We start from the raw sequence: 18485 nt of genomic DNA, 5'->3' as shown, positions 1-18485 counted from the left end.
CAAGAAACGGGTGGGGATCGTGCGATCGGGTCGAGAGAGGAGCCCGTCCGACGCCATGACCGAGACCGTCCCGCCCGCCGCCGATCCCGCCATTCAGGCGCAGCGCGCGCTCCTCGACAGCCTCCTCACGGCGGCAATCCGGGCCGCCCATCCCGATCTCGCCCTGCCGCCGCACCTGCCCGAGCCGAGCCCGGGCCGGCTGATCATCCTGGCCGCCGGCAAGGCCGCAGGCAGCATGAGCGCCGTGGCGAGCCGCTTCTACCGGCAGAAGCACGGACTCGGCGACGACCGGATCATAGGGCTCGCGGTGGCGCGCCATGGCTACGGACAGGACGCGCCCGGGATCCATATGGTCGAGGCGGGTCACCCCGTCCCCGATGAGGCCGGCATCGCGGCGACCAAGGAGGCCCTGCGGCTCGCCACGGAGGCCGGGCCGGACGACGAGGTTCTGGTGCTGCTCTCCGGTGGCGGCTCGGCCAACTGGATCGCCCCGGCCGGTGACCTGACCCTGATCGAAAAACAGGCGATCACCCGCGCGATGCTGCGCTCCGGCGCGCCCATCGGCGAGATCAATACGGTGCGCAAGCACATCTCCCGGATCAAGGGTGGGCGCCTCGCGCTCGCGGCCCGCAACGCACGGCGGATCCTGACGCTGGCGATCTCGGATGTGCCGTTCGACGATCCGGCTGTGATCGCGTCCGGACCGACTGTGCCGGACCCGTCCACCCTGGCCGACGCCCGCGCCATCTGCGAACGTCGCCACATCCCGCTGCCGGAAGAGGCGACGCGCCTGCTCAACGACCCGAACAACGAGACGCCGAAGGCGGGCGATCCGGCTTTCGCCCGGGCGGAATACCGCATCATAGCCCGCCCGATCGATGCCCTGAACGCAGCGGCCGAGGCGGCCCGGGCGGCCGGCTACGAGCCCGTGATACTGGGCGCCGATCTGGAGGGTGAAGCCCGCGAAGTCGCCGCCGAGCATGCGGTCACAGCCAAACGCTACAAGGCGGCCGGCCAGCGGGTCGCGTTGATCTCAGGGGGCGAACTGACCGTCACCATCCGGGGTGAGGGCAATGGCGGTCCGAACCAGGAATACGCGATGGCCCTCGCCGTCGCCCTGGCAGGCGAGCCGGGCATCTCCGGTATCAGTGCCGATACCGATGGCACCGATGGCGGCCGAGGCCACGCCACCGACCCGGCGGGCGGTATCGTCGATCCCACGACCCTCGATCGCGCCCGCGCCGCCGGCCTCGACCCGGCCGCGATGCTGGAGCAGAACGACTCGACCGCGTTCTTCGCGGCTCTCGGCGACCTCGTGAATCCCGGTCCGACCTGTACCAATGTCAACGATTGCCGCATCATCCTCGTCAACTAGAGCGTTCTCCGCCGACGTGGACGCCGGTTCGGTGCAGAAGTGCGCATCAAGTCAAAGGCTTAGAGCCGTGGACGGTTGCAGCGCGATCGGGCATGGCTTGAACGTCCGCGTCCGGGCGTCTCGGCTCCTGCCCGCACTCACGGTCCTCGGATTCGCGCTCCTCGGTGCGGGCCCGGCCAAGGCCGATCTGCGCCTGTGCAACCAGACCGGCAGCAAGGTCGGTATCTCGCTGGGCTACCGCGATCCGCAGGGCTGGGTCACGGAGGGCTGGTGGGACCTCGCACCGAAGGCCTGCGAGACCCTGCTGAAGGGTGCGCTGGCGGCCCGGTTCTACTATGTGTTCGCGGTGGACTACACGCGCGGCGGCGAGTGGAGTGGACGCTCGCTGATGTGTACCCGCGATTCGGAGTTCACCATCCGCGGACTCGAAGATTGTCTCGCCAGGGGCTACGACCGCAACGGCTTCTTCGAAGTCGATACCGGCGAGCAGAAAAGCTGGACTGTTCAGCTTACCGATCCGAACCGCGCGGACACCCCCGCCAAACCGTAGGGCGACGGCGCTGTCGCTGCATGATTCGCTGCGGATTTCGCTCCCGCATCCATCCCAATAACCCGACGACGCCTGAAGGCTCGCGGTGAAATGCCCGGAGGATCCCGCTTGAAACGTTCCCGCCGCACGAAGATCGTCGCCACCCTCGGGCCGGCCTCCGATTCACCCGAGATGATCGAACGGCTGTTCCGCGCGGGTGTGGACGTGTTTCGCCTTAACATGAGCCATCTCTCCCGGGAGAAGCTGCCAGAGAAGGTCGAGGCGATCCGCATCATCGAGCGCGAGGCCAAGCGTCCGATTGGGATTCTCGTCGATCTGCAGGGGCCGAAGCTGCGGCTCGGCACGTTCTCGGACGGTGCCGTCATGATCGAGGCCGGTGCGAGCTTCGTGCTCGACGGCGACCCGACGCCCGGCGATTCCGCGCGATGCCACCTGCCGCATCCGGAGATCCTACAGGCCTTGGAGCCCGGTCACGCGATCCTGCTCGACGATGGCAAGCTGCGGCTGTCGGTGGTCGAGACATCGGAGAACCGGGCGGTGACCCGGGTCGAGGTCGGCGGCCGCATCTCCAACCGTAAAGGCGTGTCGTTGCCCCACACGGTGATCCCGGTGCCGGCCATGACTGACAAGGACCGGGCGGATCTCGACGCGGGTCTCAATGCGGGTGCCGATTGGATCGCGGTGTCCTTCGTTCAGCGCCCGGAGGACGTGGCGGAGGTCAAGAAAGTTTGTGCCGGCCGCGCTTTGGTGATGGCCAAGATCGAGAAGCCGCAGGCGCTGACCCGGCTGGACGAGATCATCGAGATCTCTGACGGGTTGATGGTCGCCCGCGGCGATCTCGGCGTGGAGATGCCGCTGGAGCAGGTGCCCGGCGTGCAGAAGCGCATCGTCCGGGGGGCCCGGCGTTTCGGCAAGCCGGTCGTCGTTGCCACTCAGATGCTGGAATCGATGATCACGGCGCCGGTCCCGACCCGCGCCGAAGTCTCGGATGTGGCCACCGCGGTCTACGAGGGCGCCGATGCCGTGATGCTCTCGGCCGAGAGCGCTTCGGGCGCGCATCCGCTCGGCGCGGTGGAAACCATGAGCCGCATTGCCGAGCAGGTAGAGCGGGACGCGCTCTACTGGTCGATCATCCGCGCCCAGAGCGCCACGCCGGACCACACCGCAAACGATGCGATCGCGGCGGCCGCGCATCAGATGGTCGACGCCCTCGACCTCGACGCCATCATGGCCTGGACCAGTTCCGGCTCGACCGCCCTGCGCCTGTCGCGCGAGCGCCCGAACGCCACGGTGATCGCCCTGACGCCCCGGCGCGAGACTGCGCGCCGCCTCGCGCTCGCCTGGGGCACCCATCCGATCGTCACCAAGGACGCCAGCGACGTGGACGACATGTCGTTCCGCGCCGCCAAGTTCGCGGTGCGCGAGCGGTTCGCGGCGGTGGGCGATCGGGTGATCGTGGTGGCGGGACTTCCGTTCGGCACGCCCGGAGCCACGAATCTCGTGCGGCTCACCTTCATCACCCGCGAGCACGCCGAGAAGGCGTGAGCGCTCCTGATTCCCGGTGCGCGGGGGAAGCGACATCGGAGCGACGTGAAGAGAGCGCCTCAATGTCCGGCGGGTGCAGCCGTCGCCGCATGGGCCAATTCGTCAGACAGCGTGGCGATCTCCTCCGTCACGCGGTCTGACGCCACGTATTGGAGCATGTGGCCGATCCCCGGCAGCAGGACCAGCCGCGCATCCGCGATCGTCCGGGCCAGCGGCACCGCCTGCTCCGCGCTGCGCACAATCGGATCCGCCTCGCCGGCGATGACCAAGGTCGGGATCCGGATCTCGCCATAACTTGGGGCCTGAGCCGCTAGCGCCTTCGTCAGGCCGAGAAGGTCCTGCACATTCGCGAGTAACGTACCGGGCCGCAGGACGAGGGTGGCGCGGGCGGCTTTCGGGTAATCGGGGTTTTCCGGTTGGGGCGTGAACACCCGGCGTGCCGCCTCCGGCAGGAATTGCTGGGCGAGCGGTGGCCCGATCGTGCGGCTGAGCAGCCACGCCACGGGAGGCTGCACGACGAGCCGCCAGTACCAGGGCAGATCGGCGACCCGGTCCGGCATCGGCATCGCAACGGGCGCCGCCAGCACGAGTGCCGAAACCCGCTCTCGATGATCCAGGGCGAGCGCGAGAGCCAGCGACCCGGCCCAGGAATGGCCGAACACGATTGCTGGGCCGATACCCATATTGGCCAGGGCTTCTGCGATCAGGCGCGCCTGCACGGCGGGCGCAGCGGCCTCGGCGCCCGCGATCCGGTCGCTCCAGCCGAAGCCCGGTCGGTCGAAGGCGATGACGTGGAACCCCCGGGCGGCGAGGCGTCGACCGATCCCTTCCATCGGGTCCGATGCGTTGGCCGAGGCGCCATGTAGGAGGACGATCGGTGGCCCGTCCGCCGGCCCGTCCTGAATCGTGGCGAGGCGGCCGCCGGTCACCGCGACAAAGGGGCCGGCTGGCGGATAGGTGGCGTTCACCCGCAGCGTGATCGCGAAGCTTACGAGGGCGCCGATCGCGAGGACTAGGCTCAGTACCGCGAAGGGCAGGGCCAGGAGCGTGACGAGAAGGCCGAGCATCCGCGTCACAGGTCGCGGCCGTCGACCTCCGGTGCGAGGCGGTCGATCGCCTCACCGATTTTGTCCATCTGCGGATAGAGCGCTTTCGCTCGGCGGAAGGCCGACAGGGCACGGGCCTTGTCGTCCTGCGATTCGTAGATCCGGCCGAGGGCGGCCCAGGCTTCGAAATGGCGCGGTTCGAGGACCAAGGCACGCTTCAAATCGCCGATGGCGTCGTCCTTGTCGGTCAGGAGCCAGAACACCGTGGCGCGCCGGTTCCAGCCCTCGGACCAGTTGGGCTCAAGGGCCGTGACCCGGTCCATCAGCTCCGCGGCGAGGGGAAACTCGTGGGCGGTGACGGCCTGACGGGCGCGATCCGTGAGGAGGTCGGCGGTGGGACTTCCCGAGCCGGCGAGGCGCCGCTCAATCAGCTTCGCGATGCCCTTGGCCTCGACCGGATCCTCGCTGGCGCGCAAGCGGGCGAACAGGTCGTCGAGGCTCAGTGGCTTGGGCGCGGGCTTCGCTTCCGGCGCCGTCCGCCCCGTGCGATTCGGCTCCGGTGCGGCCCGTGCGGCGGGCGACACGACGATCAGCGCCGAGAGGCAGACCAGAGCGGCGAGGAGGCGGGTCGGCATCATGGGGCCAGAGTGTTCGTCGTCGACAGGCCCGTCAACGTGCCGCGGTGCCGCGCATGCGAAAACAGCCGCGCCCGGGTGGGTGCGGCTGCTGAATTCCGGCTCGGATCGGGCTATCCGATCGGCTTCAGCCCTGGCGGGCCTTGAAGCGCTTCTGGGTCTTGTTGATCACGTAGACCCGGCCCTTGCGACGCACGAGCTGGTTGTCGCGGTGGCGGCCACGCAGGGACTTGAGGGAGTTGCGGATCTTCATCGGTCTCTCGAGCCCGGAGGGCCGTCCATGGAAGGGGTGTCGGGAACGTCGTCGCGGGGCTGGACGCACGAACACGCCCGGCGATCACGGCACACGCATCGCGGAATGGCGTCGCCATATCAGGGTTTCCCCCGGTAAGGCAAGGCGCCGCCAGGGCACGACGCTCAATGAATGCTCTCCAGATGCGGGATCGGCGGCGGCTCCGCCAGCTGGCGTCCGATCTCATGCAGCAACACGTCGAGCACCGGCTTGAGGCGATCGAACTGCTGCTGGCCCAGGTTCGCAGCCGACTCGAACAGCATCAGCGCCAACTCGGCCACACGGTCGATCCCGCCGGTCTCCACGTCCGTCGCGCGGAAGGTAGCCTCGTCGAGAACGCCGGCACGGCTGCTTGCGGTGACGTCGATGACGATCCCGCGCGCCTCGCGCACGAAATCCCCGGCGTCCCGATTGAAGCGCCCGCGCGCCAGGACCCATCGGACATCGTCCGCTTCGGGAACGGTCCGGAATTGCGCCGCGAACAGGCCGCCCTGACGGCGAAGATCGTCGATCAGCGCCTCGATCCGCGGCTGATCCTCGGGATGAACACGCTTGAGGAGCGACCCGAAGCTCCCGCCTCGTGCCCTGGGTACCCCGAGCATTTCAGCCGCGACTGCGTCGCATCGCAGGATCTCGTCGTCCAGATGCCATTCCCAGGTGTCGACGTCAGACGCCGCGAGTGCGCGTGCCACGCGCTCGTTGCCCCGTCGCTTCGGCCGCGCGTCGACCCCCATAGGCCCGCTCCCCAATCACGCTTCGACGGTGCTGGCCGAATTCAGGAATGCTCAGAGTAATATTAGAAGCTCGTTAAACATGGCACAACGTGTTGTTCGCGGTCATTGCCGCAATTGTTCGACACCCGTCAACAGTCATGCGCGGGTGTAAGTCCCGATCAGTACACCTTTGGCCAGGACGAGGCCTTTCATTGCGTCGAGCAGAGCGCCGCGGCCAGGATTCTCATCAAGGTCAAGGGTCTGCGCCAGAGCAAAAATCTGAAACAGATAGGCGTGCCGGCCGTGGCCGCTGGGCGGGTCAGGTGGGAGCCAGGCCGTCTGCAGGAAACTGTTCCGACCGAGCGGGATGTCCGGACTGGAGCTGGGCTTCGAGACATCGCCTTCGTCCAAACTGGAGCGTCCGGAGGGAAGATTCCAAACGATCAGATGGACCAGCGGCTGCGGCGTCGGGCTGCCGGCATCTTCGACCAGCACCACCACGGATGCGGTGCCGGGCGGCAGGCCGCTCCAGGCGAGGGGCGGCGAGAGGCCTTCGCCATCCGCTGTGAATCGGGCCGGTATCGCAGCCCCGTCTGAGAAGGCCGCACTGCTCAGGGTGAGCGATGCCGGAACGTCCGGAAAGGATGCGTGGAAGGCGGTCTTCTCGGTGCCGGCCTTGAGGCCCGACAGGGCTTCGCCCAAAGCGCTGGGTATCTTTTCGAGCATCGTCACCGTCTCCGCCGCGGTGCCAACGGCGGAGGGCGCGTCCGGTTCAGTCCCGCCGCTCGGCTGCGACCATGTAGTTCACCGCCGTGTCCCGGCCGGTGCGCCAACCGTCGGTCAGGGGGTTGTAGACGACCCCGACCGTGTCGCTGACCGAGAGGCCGCCCGTCCGGATCGCCCGGCCGAGCTCGTGCGGCGTCACGAACTTCCCCCAATCATGCGTGCCCCGCGGAAGCCAGCCGAGCACGTACTCGGCGCCCACGATCGCCAGCGCGAAGGAGCGCATCGTCCGGTTGAGGGTTGCGGCGAACAGCATCCCGCCCGGCTTCACGGCCGCGCAGGCCGTGCGCACGAAGGCCGGCATGTCGGAGACGTGCTCCACCACCTCCATGATCAGAACGGCGTCGAACCGTTCCCCGGCGGCCACGACCGCCTCGATCGTCGCGCCGCGATAATCCACCGGCACGCCGGCCGCTTCGGCATGGGACCGGGCGACCGCGATGTTCTGCTCGGCTGGATCGAGCCCCGTCACGGTCGCACCGAGCCGGGCCAACGGCTCGGACAGGACGCCGCCGCCGCAGCCGACATCGCAGATCGTCAGGCCGTCGAGCGGAAAGGGGGCTCGCGGGTCGCGCCCAAAATGGCGGCATAGGGCGTCGCGGATATAGGCGAGTCGCACCGGATTGAACCGGTGAAGCACACGCATCGGACCGGACTCATCCCACCACGTCGCGGCAAGCGCGTCGAACCGGGCGACCTCGCCGTGATCGACGAAGCCCCCGCTGCCGCGATCCGTGGCTGCCCTGTCCATGTGCGTCCCGTCCTCGAAGGTCCGGCCGGGCCTTAGCACGACGGCGTCATCCAAGTCGCTGCGGCGCGCGGGCGTCATGCTTGGCCGGTTGTTGACACCTCACCGAGCCGCTTGTACCCGCCCAGCACCCTTCGGACCGGCCGCGTCGGTCCGGCCCCGTCGCCATCGGGAACCCGCGACCGAGAGACCATGCCCCGTCTGGTGATGAAATTCGGCGGCACCTCCGTCGCCAACGTCGACCGCATCCGCAACGTCGCGCGCCATGTCGCCCGCGAGGTGGCGGCCGGTTACGACGTCGCCGTGATCGTCTCGGCCATGTCGGGCAAGACCAACGAGCTGGTCGACTGGGTCAAGGACGCGAACCCGCTCTACGATCCCCGGGAATACGACGCGGTGGTCGCCTCGGGCGAACTCGTGACCGCCGGCCTCCTGGCGATCGCCCTCCAGAAGGACGGGCTGAAGGCTCGCTCCTGGCAGGGCTGGCAGATCCCGGTGGTGACCTCCGAGGCGCACGGCTCGGCCCGCATCGCCGAGATCGAACCGAAGAATCTGGAGGCAGGCTTTGCCAAGGGCGAGGTCGCGGTGATCGCGGGCTTCCAGGGCATCCACGCCGAGACCGGCCGGATCACCACCCTGGGCCGTGGTGGGTCCGACACCTCGGCGGTGGCGGTGGCGGCCGCGATCGGTGCCGAGCGATGTGACATCTATACGGATGTGGACGGGGTCTACACCACGGATCCGCGCATCGTACCGAAGGCCCGCCGGATGGAGCGGGTGACCTTCGAGGAGATGCTGGAGATGGCCTCGCTGGGGGCCAAAGTGCTGCAGGTCCGCTCGGTGGAACTCGCCATGGTCCACCGGGTGCCGACCACGGTCCGCTCCTCCTTCGATCCGCCGGACGCCGCCCGTCCGGGCACCCTCATCTGCGACGAGGACGACACCGTGGAACAGCAGATCATCACCGGGATCGCGTTCTCCCGGGACGAGGCGCAGATCACCCTGCGTCAGGTCAAGGACAGCCCCGGCGTCGCCGCGGCGATCTTCGGGCCCCTGGCCGATGCCAACATCAACGTCGACATGATCATCCAGACCGTGTCGGGCGATCAGTCGACCACCGACATGACCTTCACGGTGCCGGCCGCGGATTACGAGCGCTCCAGGACGATCCTCGACGAGGCGCGGACGCAGATCGGCTACGCGCAGATCGAGGGCGCCACCGACGTGGTGAAGGTCTCGGCGATCGGCGTCGGCATGCGCAGCCATGCGGGCGTCGCCGCCAAAGCGTTTCGGGCGCTCGCCGAGAAGGGAATCAACATCCGCGCGATCACCACGTCGGAGATCAAGTTCTCTGTGTTGATCGACGCTGCCTACACGGAGCTTGCCGTGCGCACGCTCCACTCGCTATACGGCCTGGATCAGGCCTGAGCCTGGGACGAGGCGGTTTCGATCGGGGCGCATGGTGCGACCTGAACAGTCGCGGGCCGTTTCGCCGATCCCAGAGCACGTCTGGCGAGAGCGCGACGGTTCATCCGGCGCCGGCCGTCCCGAGCTTGGCGCCAAGGTTGCAGGGTGGTCGACGCCAGGACCGCTCATCGACACTGGAACGACGAACAGATGCCCGCTGCGCCCGGAGGCCCGCGCCTGCTGCTGCGCCGCCTCCGCGAAGCGATGGCGGAGCCGGTCAGCCCCCAGGCACGCCTCGACCGCATCGTCGTCCTGATCGCTGCCAACGTCGTGGCCGAGGTCTGCTCGGTCTACGTGCTGCGGGATGACAACACCTTAGAGTTGTTCGCCACCGAGGGCTTGAACCGCGAGGCGGTCCACGAGACCCGCATGCGCGCCGACGAGGGCCTCGTCGGCCTGATCGCCCGCACCGCCGAACCGCTCTCCCTGTCCGACGCGCAGAACCACCCGGCCTTCTCGTACCGGCCCGAGACCGGTGAAGAGGCTTACCACGCCTTCCTGGGCGTGCCGCTGCTCCGCGCCGGCAACACGCTCGGCGTGCTGACCGTTCAGAACAAGACCTACCGCGTCTACTCCGAGGAGGAGATCGAGGCGCTCCAGACCACCGCCATGGTGCTCTCGGAGATGATCGCCTCCGGCGAGCTGGAGAGCTTGGCCCCCGACGCCGGCACGGCCGCCCGCCGCCCGGTCCTGGCTCGGGGCATCGCCCTCGCCGACGGGATCGGCCTCGGCTACGTGGTGCTGCACGAGCCCCGCGTGGTCGTGAAGACGCTGATTGCCGAGAACGTCGATCGCGAGGTTGCCCGGCTCGACGCGGCGATCGAGGAGGTCCGCTCGGCAATCGATGCCCTGGTGGAGCGCGGCGACCGGATCGGCACGGCGGAATCCCGCGAGGTGCTGGAGACCGTCCGGATGTTCGCCCACGACAAGGGCTGGCTCCGGCGGATGCGCGAAGCGGTGGCTTCCGGCCTGACCGCAGAAGCCGCGGTCGAGCGGGTCCAGTCGGACAACCGCGCCAAGATGATGCGCCAGTCCGACCCGTACCTGCGCGAGCGGCTGCACGATCTCGACGACCTCGCGAACCGATTGCTGCGGGCGCTGATCGGCCCCGGCGCGGCGGGGGTCCTTGTCCTGCCTGAAAACGCCATCCTGGTGGCGCGGACGATGGGGCCGGCGGCGCTCCTCGATTACGAGGCCTCGACGCTGCGCGGCATCGTGTTGGAGGAGGGCGGTCCCACCAGCCACGTCGCCATCGTCGCCCGGGCGCTGGGCATCCCGGCGGTGGGCGAGGTGGAGAACGCGACCGCGCTCTGCGACGCGGGCGATGCCATCATCGTCGACGGCGTGGCCGGCGAAATCCATGTCCGGCCCGGCCCAGAGGTCGAGGCAGCCTATGCCGAGATGGTGCGCCTGCGCGCCCGCCGGCAGGAGCAATACAGGGCTCTGCGCGACGTGCCGGCCCAGACCCGTGACGGGGTGCGGGTCGGGTTGCATCTGAATGCCGGGCTCCTGGTCGACTTCAGCCACCTCGAAGAAACCGGCGCCGAGGGCGTCGGCCTGTTCCGCACCGAGCTGCAATTCATGGTGGCGCAGCGGATGCCCTCGGCGGTCGAGCAGCAGGAGCTCTACCGTAAGGTGTTCGCCGCCTCGAAGGGCAAGCCGGTGACGGTGCGCACCCTTGACATCGGCGGCGACAAGATCCTGCCCTACATGGCCAAGCTCGAGGAGGAGAACCCCGCGCTCGGCTGGCGGGCGATCCGCATCGGCCTCGACCGGCCGGCTTTGCTGCGGATGCAGCTTCGCGCGCTTTTGAAGGCGGCCAACGGCGATCCGCTCAAGATCATGTTTCCGATGGTGGCCACGGTGGACGAGTTTGTCCGCGCCCGCGGCATCGTCGAGCGCGAGAAGGCCTACCTCAAGCGCCACGGATACGAACTCCCGGCCGAGTGCCGCCTCGGCGCGATGATCGAGGTGCCGTCGCTCCTGTTCCAGATCGACGAGATCGCCAAGGAGGCGGATTTCCTGTCGGTGGGCTCGAACGACCTGATGCAGTTCCTGTTCGCGGTGGATCGCGAGAACCGCCGCGTCGCCAACCGCTTCGATCCGCTCAGCGTCGCTGCGCTAAGGGCGTTCCGGCTGATCGCCGAGCGGTCGAACGCAGCCGGCTGTCCGGTAACGGTCTGCGGCGAGATCGGCGGCCGCCCTCTGGACGCGATGGCGCTGATCGGCCTCGGCTATCGCGACCTGTCGATGTCGCCGGCTGCCATCGGTCCGGTCAAGGCGATGGTGCTGAGCCTCGATGCCCGCGCAGTGGCCGAGCTTATCGACAGCGAAATGGTGCGGATGCACGACGGCGACTCCCTGCGCCCGGCTCTCACAGCCTTCGCGCACGCCCACGGCGTACCTATCTAGGGTCTCGACTCTTGCCGACCGTTCGGCCGGAGTTGTACGGCAACGCCACGACGTTCCCGGGCGGCACGCCGCCGTGTCGGCTCCCACACGGGGGAGGCGGGGGGAAGGACAGGGCGCCGGGTCTCAAGCCCTGCGGACCGTGCTTCCCCGCGTCCGAGACGCGATCCGCGTCCCGGCCGGGACGCCTTGCGAAGAGCTCTAGAAACACGGGCGATGATCCCCTTTCCAACCGAGCGCCTCGACGCCATCCTGGCGCGGCACGATATCGTCACCGCGCAGCTCGCCTCCGGCGAGGGCAACCCGGACATTGTGGTCCAGCTCTCGCGGGAGCTGTCCGACCTCGGTCCCGTGGTGGAGGCGATCCGCCACTACCGTGCGGCCCTGGAGAATCTGTCCGGCGTCGAGGCGCTGATCGATGAGCCCGGCACGGATTCCGAGATGCGGGCGCTCGCCGCCGAGGAGAAACCGGAGGCGCAGGCCGCCCTCGAATCGGCGCATCGCGACCTGCAGCTCCTGCTGCTGCCCAAGGACGCCGCCGATGAGAAAAGTGCCATCTTGGAAGTCCGGGCTGGCACCGGCGGCGATGAAGCCGCCCTGTTCGCCGGTGACCTGTTCCGGATGTACGCGAAGTATGCCGAGTCGAAGGGCTGGCGCGTCGAGGTGATCTCGGAGAGCGAGGGCACGGCCGGCGGTTTCCGCGAAGTCGTCGCCGAGGTTAAGGGGCGGGGCGTGTTCGCGCGCCTTAAATTCGAGAGCGGCGCCCACCGGGTGCAGCGCGTCCCCGATACCGAGACGCAGGGGCGGATCCACACCTCCGCCGCCACCGTGGCGGTGCTGCCCGAGGCCGAGGAGGTCGACATCCACGTCAACGACGCGGATCTGAAAATCGACACGATGCGCGCTCAGGGCGCGGGCGGCCAGCACGTGAACAAGACCGAGTCGGCGATCCGCATCACGCATCTGCCGACCGGCATCGTGGTGTTCGTTCAGGAGGAGCGTTCGCAGCACAAGAACCGCGCCCGCGCCATGGCGGTGCTCCGTGCCCGGCTCTACGAGGCGGAGCGCAGCGCCAAGGATTCCGTCCGGGCGGCCGATCGCAAGGCTCAGGTCGGCTCGGGCGATCGCAGCGAGCGGATTCGCACCTACAACTTCCCGCAAGGCCGGGTGACCGACCATCGGATCAACCTGACTCTCTACAAGCTGGAGGAGGTGATGGCCGGCACCGCCCTCGACGAGGTGGTGGACGCCCTGATCACCGAGCATCAGGCGGAGCTCCTCGCCGCCGAGGGCATGGCCTGAGCGGCGCATGACATCCGGATCGAGCCACGGCCTGTCCCGCCGCGCGGCCCTTCGGCACAGCACGGCCGTGCTCCATGCGGGCGGCCTGGGAGAAGCAGCGGGCGATGCCCGCTTCCTGCTGATGGGCCTCCTCGGGATCGAGGCGTGCGACCTTCTCGTCGCAGGAGATCAGTGCCTGGACGATCACGAGGCGGCCGCCCTGGATGCTGCGCTGACGCGACGTCTGTCCGGCGAGCCCGTGGCCCGTATCCTTAGCGCGTGGGAGTTCTGGGGCCTACCCATCCGCCTCGGACCCGAGACCCTTGTCCCGCGGCCGGACACCGAGATCCTGATCGAAGCCGCGCTCGCCGCGGTTTCGGACCGGAGCGCAGCGCTGCGCTGCCTCGATCTCGGCACGGGGTCCGGCTGCATCCTAGCAGCGCTCCTGAGCGAGCTTCCCGCCGCCTTCGGCGTCGGTCTCGACCGATCGGAGCCCGCCCTCAGAATAGCCCGTCACAATATCGTGGCGAACGGTTTCGGCAGTCGGTCGGCCTTCGCGGTGTCGGATTGGTGCGACGCCATCCGGGGGGGCTTCGATCTCGTGGTCTCGAACCCGCCCTACATCGCGCGCGACGTCATCCAGACCCTGCACCGGGAGGTGCGCACGCATGATCCCCTGGCTGCCCTCGACGGCGGCGCGGACGGCCTCGACGCCTATCGACGTATTCTCGATGGTGTCCGCACCCGAAACCTGCTCGCGCCGGGGGGAGCGCTCGCCCTGGAGATCGGCTACGATCAGGCCGAGACTGTCCGCGACCTCGCCGTCGCGACCGGCTTCGCGGATCGCGGCCTGACCCGCGACCTCGCGGGTCATGATCGTGTGCTGTGTTTTGGTCTTCCCAAAATCCCGGAGGATCCCCACGTGTCGTCAGACAGCAGATAGGTCTACGCCCAATTGCGCCGTCGGTGGCCGCGCCGCAGCGCTTTTATTGACCCGCGCTCTTACGCTCATGCGAACCTCACCTCGACGGAGTGTGGATGCATCGAAAAAATGCTTGTTGCCCGAGCCGGGGAACGCTAGTGTTGGATGGAAGATCGCGAACGGTTCGTTAAGTCGGACAACGTTAGGGTCGGTGACGATCGTGTGTCGCTGATGGGTTCGCTGATCCCCAAACCGTTGAACCAGAGCGCGCGTGACGGCGCGGCGGTTTAACAGCGCTTGAACCTGACAATCAGCTGGTCTCCGGTGCCTTGCCCGGGTACGCGGTGCGAGAGATGGTCAGACAGACGCGACGGTCGAACAGCGATCGTACGCGTGGCGCCGCCGGGTGCGCTTGACCGGCACGCGTCATGAAGTCCTGATCTGCGCCTCCGAAAACAGTCGTTTGCGTGAACGAGGGTCATTACAGACCGATGAGACCAAACCAGAATCGACGGATGCGCGGCCGGAATCGGCCGAAAGGTCCGAATCCACTGACGCGCTCGTACGAATCCAACGGTCCCGACGTCAAAATTCGCGGCACCCCGCAGCACATCGCCGACAAGTACGCACAGCTCGCGCGTGACGCTCTGGCGGCGGGCGATCCGGTCGCTGCCGAGAACTATTTCCAGCATGGTGAGCACTACTTCCGGATCGTGTCTGGTGCTCAAGACCAGACCCGTCCCTCAAATACCGGCGGTTACGCCAGCCGGTCTGATGACGACGAGATGGACGAGGGTGATGAGGACGGCCAGGGCAACGGCACGTCCCAAAACGGTCACGCCTACAATGGCTACGACGACGGTGATCCGGGACAGCAGCCTCAGCCCTACGATACCCGTGGCGACACGAACCAGGACGGACGCCAGAATCGCGACCGGTTCCAGAACCGCGACCAGCGCCGCTTCGACAACAACGGCCGGCAGGATTACCGCCGGCAGGATCAGCCGCGCCAGGACCAGCAACGCAACGATCAGCAACGTCACGATCAGCCGCGCCAGGACCAGCAACGGCAGGACTACCAGCGGCAGGATTATCAGCGCCCTGACTACCGTCAGGATCGGCAGGATCGACAGACCAACCGGCCGGACCGCCAAGAGTATAGCCGGCCGGACTACCGGCAGGATCGCCCGGACAATCGGCAAGCCGACAACCGGCAGGAGGGGTTCCAAGAGAACCGTCAAGAGAACCGCCAGCAGGATGCCCGTGTCGATCAGGGGCGCTACGAGAACGGTCGCGGTGAGGCGGTGCGTGCCGAACAGCGTACGGAGACGCGTCAGGAACCCCGGTCAGACGCACGTCCTGAGCGGGCTCCGCGTGGCGAGGCCGCCCCGCGGCGCGAACGCCGGCGCGAGGCTGCACCGGTCGTTGCCGAGGATCCCGCCGGCCTGCCGGCATTCCTGATGGCTCCGGCCCGCCCCGTCGCTGCGGCCGAGCCGCCGACAGCGCCGGAGCCGGAGGTTGCCGCTGAGGAAGCCCCGGCCGCCAAGCCGCGTCGCCGCCGCCGTCCGCGCTTCGAGGGCGTGGCGGAGGAGGGCGGACCGCAGACGTCGTCCGACGACACGACAACCGAGTAGAAGAATAGCCGACCGCGATCGGCGATCTGGAAGAGCCGTCCCGGACAATCGGGGCGGCTTTTTTCGTATTCGCTGGTCACGCCCGGGCAGCACACCGGTCTCGATCGGCGTCCATCCGATGGACCAGCCGATCTCACCAAAGGGCGCGATCTTCCCGTCCCACGCCGCGTCCGGCGATTGCAGGTCGACCCCGTATATCAGCTTGGAGCTGCCGGTGACCCGACCGGCCCAATCCTCCAAGCACTGGACTGTGTCGGTAATCAGGTAGATCCCGCCGGCTGTGCTCTCAGTCCTCGTCGGCGGCGCGGGTACCGTCCGGCGTCCCGCGATAGCCGGTCGCCAGGACGTAGAGTTCGCTCGAATCAGCCCGGCTCGCCGCTGGCTTCACATGGCGGACGGTGGCGAAGTCACGCTTCAGGTCGCTGAGCAGCGCGCTTTCGGTGCCGCCCTGCAGCACCTTCGCGAGATAGGCGCCGCCCGGCCCCAGCACCTCGCGGGCGAATTCGGCCGCGGTCTCGGCGAGGCCGATGATGCGGAGGTGATCGGTCTTCTTGTGGCCGGTGGCGTTGGCCGCCATGTCGGACATCACGAGGTCGGCCGGGCCGCCCAGCAGTGCGGTCAGCGTGGCCGGCGCTTCGGGATCGAGAAAGTCGAGGGTGATGAAGTCGACGCCGGCCATCGGCTCGATCTCGAGGAGATCGATGCCGACGATCTTGCCGGAAGCCCCCACGATACGGGCAGCCACCTGCGACCAGCCGCCTGGGGCGGCGCCGAGGTCGACGATCCTCTGACCGGGCCGCAGCAACTTGTAGCGCTCGTCGATCTCCAGCAGCTTGTAGGCCGCCCGGGAGCGATAGCCCTCGCGCTTGGCCCGGGCCACGTAGGGATCGTTGAGCTGTCGCTCCAGCCAGCGCTTCTGCGAGAGGGTCCGTCCGCGGCCGGTCTTGACCCGCTGCTTCAGCTCCCCGCGCACGCCGCCGCCGGAACTCGCGCCGCCGCGCCGGTCGCTCATCGTGATCCCCTGTTCGGCAAGGCCTTCATCTCACGGACTTCCGGTTCCAGACCCCGTCCTCCCGCATCATGTTCATCAACAGGCCCTCGCGCAGGCCTCGGTCGGCGATGCGCAGTCGCTCGGACGGAAAGGCCCGGCGGATCGCCTCCAGGATCGCGCAGCCGGCCAGCACGAGGTCGGCCCGGTCGCGACCGATGCAGGGATTGTCGGCCCGCTGCTCCAGCCGCGTGTCGAGCAGATCGTCGATCGCGGTGGTGACGGCGGCGTCGTTCATCCACAGACCATCGACGCGCCGCCGCTCGTAACGCACCAGCCTCAGATGCATCGCGGCGATCGTCGTGACTGTGCCGGACGTGCCGAGCAGGTGGAAATTCGGCGCTGTTGCGGCGGCGGCCGCACGGATCGCGAAGGGCGAGAGCTTCTCGGCCACTTCCTCGACCATACCCTCGAACATGCGCCGCGTGACCTCGGCGCCGCCATGGCGTTCGGCCAGGGTCACGACACCGACGGGCAACGAATCCCAGGCCCGGATCCGCAGCGTCGGGTCGGTGGAGGGGTTGGCGGCCGCGCCGTCGAGCCACGCGATCTCGGTGGAGCCCCCGCCGATATCGAAGATCACGACCGATTCGGCGAGCGGATCGGCCAGCGCCGCGCAGCCGGTCACCGCGAGATAGGCCTCGGTCTGGCGGTCGACGATCTCGAGGTCGAGGCCCACACCACGCCGGACGCGCTCGACGAAGGCCGCACCGTTGATCGCGAGGCGGCACGCTTCCGTGGCGATCACTTTGGCGCGCTGCACGCCGCGGGCCTGCATCTTGGTCCGGCAGATGCGCAGGGCCTCCACGGTACGCTCGATCGCCGCCTCGTTCAGCCGATCCGATGTCCCGAGACCCTCGCCGAGCCGGACGATCCGCGAGAACGCGTCGATCACGCGGAAGCCGCTGAAGGTCGGCTCCGCCACGAGCAGACGGCAATTGTTGGTCCCGAGGTCCAGCGCGGCGTAGGCCGGGCGACGGCGCTCGCGGCCCGGGAGAGGGGTGGAGGTCTGATGCGGCCCTGCGCCGATCTGAATTCGGGACGGCGCGGCCGCGGCGGTCTCGTCCCTCATCGGCGCGGCCGTCGATCCTTCGGGTCGGCCAGGAGCGCTGTGCTCGGCCTGAGCTGATCTACGACCCTACAGGCTCGGCGGGGAACTGCAACGTCCGATCGCGGCCGTGATCAGGCGACGGCCTTCATCATGCCGACCCGGCGCGGGATCGGTCGCAATAGGCTCTTCACCTGCGAGTAGGGGCGGGGTCGGTTGATCACCTCGTCGAGACGCGACCAGAGCGTCTTGGGTGAGAAGGGCTTGGCGATGATCTCGTTCACGCCGAGTGCGACCGCGCGGTCCACGACGTTCCGGCGGGGCTGGGCCAGCATCAGGATGATCGGGATGGTGGGGCAGGGCGAGGTCGTCGGTGTGCGGGCCAGCCGGATGAACTCCTCGCCGGACAGAATCGACAGGTCCCAGTCGATGATGCTGAGATCGGGCTTGCTTTCCGCGAGGACGCCGAGCGCCTCCGCGCCGTCCGGCGCCTCCAGAACGCGTTTGATGCCCACGCGCATCAGCATGTCGCGCACGATTCGACGGATGTAGAGGCTCTCGTCGACGACGAGGGCCGAGAGATCGGGGAAGGTCGGGGTCGCGATCATGGCCTGTCGCAGTGCGGAACAGGATGTCGACGCTACCTGGACACCGTTTGCGTTTCGCTAACGCATTCTCTCACATGTGAAAGGTCACGCAGGCCGCTTGCGGCATCTGCGTTGTTTACCGCAAGAAAGTAACGGAACGGGCGCGTTTGAGACAACAAGGTCCTTGCAGTCAAGGCCCGATTGCGTCAGGACTGGGGCGTTATTCTTGGTTACCGCGACCTGGGGTAATGATAGTGCGGGGCGTGGGCTGTCTGGGATGGCGCGCACGCGGTATTCGAGACAAGGGCGGCGGACGGTTTTTGCGAGCTTTCGATGGGACGTGGTCGTGATTTCAGGGGGCCGCAGAAGCGTGGCTTCGACGAGAGTGGCGAGCCGAGATGG

17 protein-coding genes are annotated in these 18485 nt (G+C 68.2%); 8 read left to right on the top strand and 9 right to left on the bottom strand.

Going from position 1 to position 18485, the window contains the following annotated elements; all coding sequences use genetic code 11:
* Positions 1-55: 55 nt before the first annotated feature.
* The 3 genes from OXS49_RS00085 to pyk all read left to right on the top strand — a co-directional run bounded on the left by OXS49_RS00085 (position 56) and on the right by pyk (position 3470).
* Positions 56-1375 (top strand): glycerate kinase, encoded by a 1320-nt coding sequence (locus OXS49_RS00085; RefSeq protein WP_267420766.1) that lies wholly within the window; start codon positions 56-58, stop codon positions 1373-1375.
* Positions 1376-1502: 127 nt separating this feature from the next.
* Positions 1503-1925 (top strand): DUF1036 domain-containing protein, encoded by a 423-nt coding sequence (locus OXS49_RS00080; RefSeq protein ID WP_244003219.1) that lies wholly within the window; start codon positions 1503-1505, stop codon positions 1923-1925.
* A gap of 108 nt (positions 1926-2033) precedes the next feature.
* The gene (gene pyk / locus OXS49_RS00075; RefSeq protein WP_244003041.1) at positions 2034-3470 is read left to right on the top strand and encodes a pyruvate kinase; all 1437 of its coding nucleotides are present in this window, start codon (positions 2034-2036) and stop codon (positions 3468-3470) included.
* Between the two features lie 59 nt (positions 3471-3529).
* Here pyk and OXS49_RS00070 read toward each other — a convergent pair whose 3' ends face one another.
* The 6 genes from OXS49_RS00070 to ubiG all read right to left on the bottom strand — a co-directional run bounded on the left by OXS49_RS00070 (position 3530) and on the right by ubiG (position 7690).
* Positions 3530-4537 (bottom strand): alpha/beta hydrolase, encoded by a 1008-nt coding sequence (locus tag OXS49_RS00070; protein WP_267420764.1) that lies wholly within the window; start codon positions 4535-4537, stop codon positions 3530-3532.
* Between the two features lie 5 nt (positions 4538-4542).
* On the bottom strand, positions 4543-5154 hold the full coding sequence (locus OXS49_RS00065; RefSeq protein WP_244003045.1) for a tetratricopeptide repeat protein: 612 nt from the start codon (positions 5152-5154) through the stop codon (positions 4543-4545).
* Between the two features lie 124 nt (positions 5155-5278).
* A complete protein-coding gene (gene ykgO, locus OXS49_RS00060; RefSeq protein WP_003601867.1) occupies positions 5279-5404 on the bottom strand; it encodes a type B 50S ribosomal protein L36 in 126 nt (41 codons plus the stop codon).
* 164 nt (positions 5405-5568) lie between these two features.
* Positions 5569-6177, bottom strand: coding sequence for a PAS domain-containing protein (locus tag OXS49_RS00055; RefSeq protein ID WP_267420763.1), 609 nt, complete (start codon positions 6175-6177; stop codon positions 5569-5571).
* 135 nt (positions 6178-6312) lie between these two features.
* On the bottom strand, positions 6313-6882 hold the full coding sequence (locus tag OXS49_RS00050; RefSeq protein WP_244003222.1) for a YbhB/YbcL family Raf kinase inhibitor-like protein: 570 nt from the start codon (positions 6880-6882) through the stop codon (positions 6313-6315).
* Positions 6883-6928: 46 nt separating this feature from the next.
* On the bottom strand, positions 6929-7690 hold the full coding sequence (gene ubiG, locus OXS49_RS00045; protein WP_267420910.1) for a bifunctional 2-polyprenyl-6-hydroxyphenol methylase/3-demethylubiquinol 3-O-methyltransferase UbiG: 762 nt from the start codon (positions 7688-7690) through the stop codon (positions 6929-6931).
* Positions 7691-7879: 189 nt separating this feature from the next.
* Between ubiG and OXS49_RS00040 the strand changes: the two genes are divergently transcribed.
* The 5 genes from OXS49_RS00040 (at position 7880) to OXS49_RS00020 (ending at position 15400) form a co-directional block, all read left to right on the top strand.
* Positions 7880-9115, top strand: a complete 1236-nt coding sequence (locus OXS49_RS00040; RefSeq protein ID WP_267420762.1) for an aspartate kinase — start codon at positions 7880-7882, stop codon at positions 9113-9115.
* A 189-nt stretch (positions 9116-9304) separates the two neighbouring features.
* Positions 9305-11566, top strand: a complete 2262-nt coding sequence (ptsP, locus tag OXS49_RS00035) for a phosphoenolpyruvate--protein phosphotransferase (RefSeq protein WP_244003051.1) — start codon at positions 9305-9307, stop codon at positions 11564-11566.
* A 213-nt stretch (positions 11567-11779) separates the two neighbouring features.
* Positions 11780-12865 carry a peptide chain release factor 1 gene (gene prfA / locus OXS49_RS00030; protein ID WP_267420761.1) on the top strand — a complete coding sequence of 362 codons (1086 nt, stop codon included), beginning with the start codon at positions 11780-11782 and terminating at the stop codon, positions 12863-12865.
* A gap of 7 nt (positions 12866-12872) precedes the next feature.
* The gene (gene prmC, locus OXS49_RS00025) at positions 12873-13787 is read left to right on the top strand and encodes a peptide chain release factor N(5)-glutamine methyltransferase (RefSeq protein ID WP_267420760.1); all 915 of its coding nucleotides are present in this window, start codon (positions 12873-12875) and stop codon (positions 13785-13787) included.
* A gap of 494 nt (positions 13788-14281) precedes the next feature.
* On the top strand, positions 14282-15400 hold the full coding sequence (locus OXS49_RS00020) for a DUF4167 domain-containing protein (RefSeq protein WP_267420909.1): 1119 nt from the start codon (positions 14282-14284) through the stop codon (positions 15398-15400).
* Positions 15401-15686: 286 nt separating this feature from the next.
* On the opposite strand, the gene OXS49_RS00015 is transcribed toward OXS49_RS00020, so the two are convergent.
* From OXS49_RS00015 to OXS49_RS00005, 3 genes are all read right to left on the bottom strand, one after another.
* Complete coding sequence (locus tag OXS49_RS00015; RefSeq protein WP_244003058.1) at positions 15687-16412, bottom strand: RlmE family RNA methyltransferase; 726 nt, start codon at positions 16410-16412, stop codon at positions 15687-15689.
* 25 nt (positions 16413-16437) lie between these two features.
* Positions 16438-17520: a Ppx/GppA phosphatase family protein gene (locus OXS49_RS00010; RefSeq protein ID WP_244003060.1), complete on the bottom strand. Its 1083-nt coding sequence runs from the start codon at positions 17518-17520 to the stop codon at positions 16438-16440.
* A gap of 110 nt (positions 17521-17630) precedes the next feature.
* Entirely contained in the window at positions 17631-18104 is a 474-nt protein-coding gene (locus OXS49_RS00005; protein WP_243921057.1) for a response regulator, read from the bottom strand.
* Positions 18105-18485 lie beyond the last annotated feature (381 nt).

Source organism: Methylobacterium sp. GC_Met_2, from assembly GCF_026540795.1.
Taxonomy (GTDB): domain Bacteria; phylum Pseudomonadota; class Alphaproteobacteria; order Rhizobiales; family Beijerinckiaceae; genus Methylobacterium.
The sequence above is the reverse complement of the archived record's forward strand: the minus strand, read 5'-3'. Positions and strand labels throughout refer to the sequence as shown.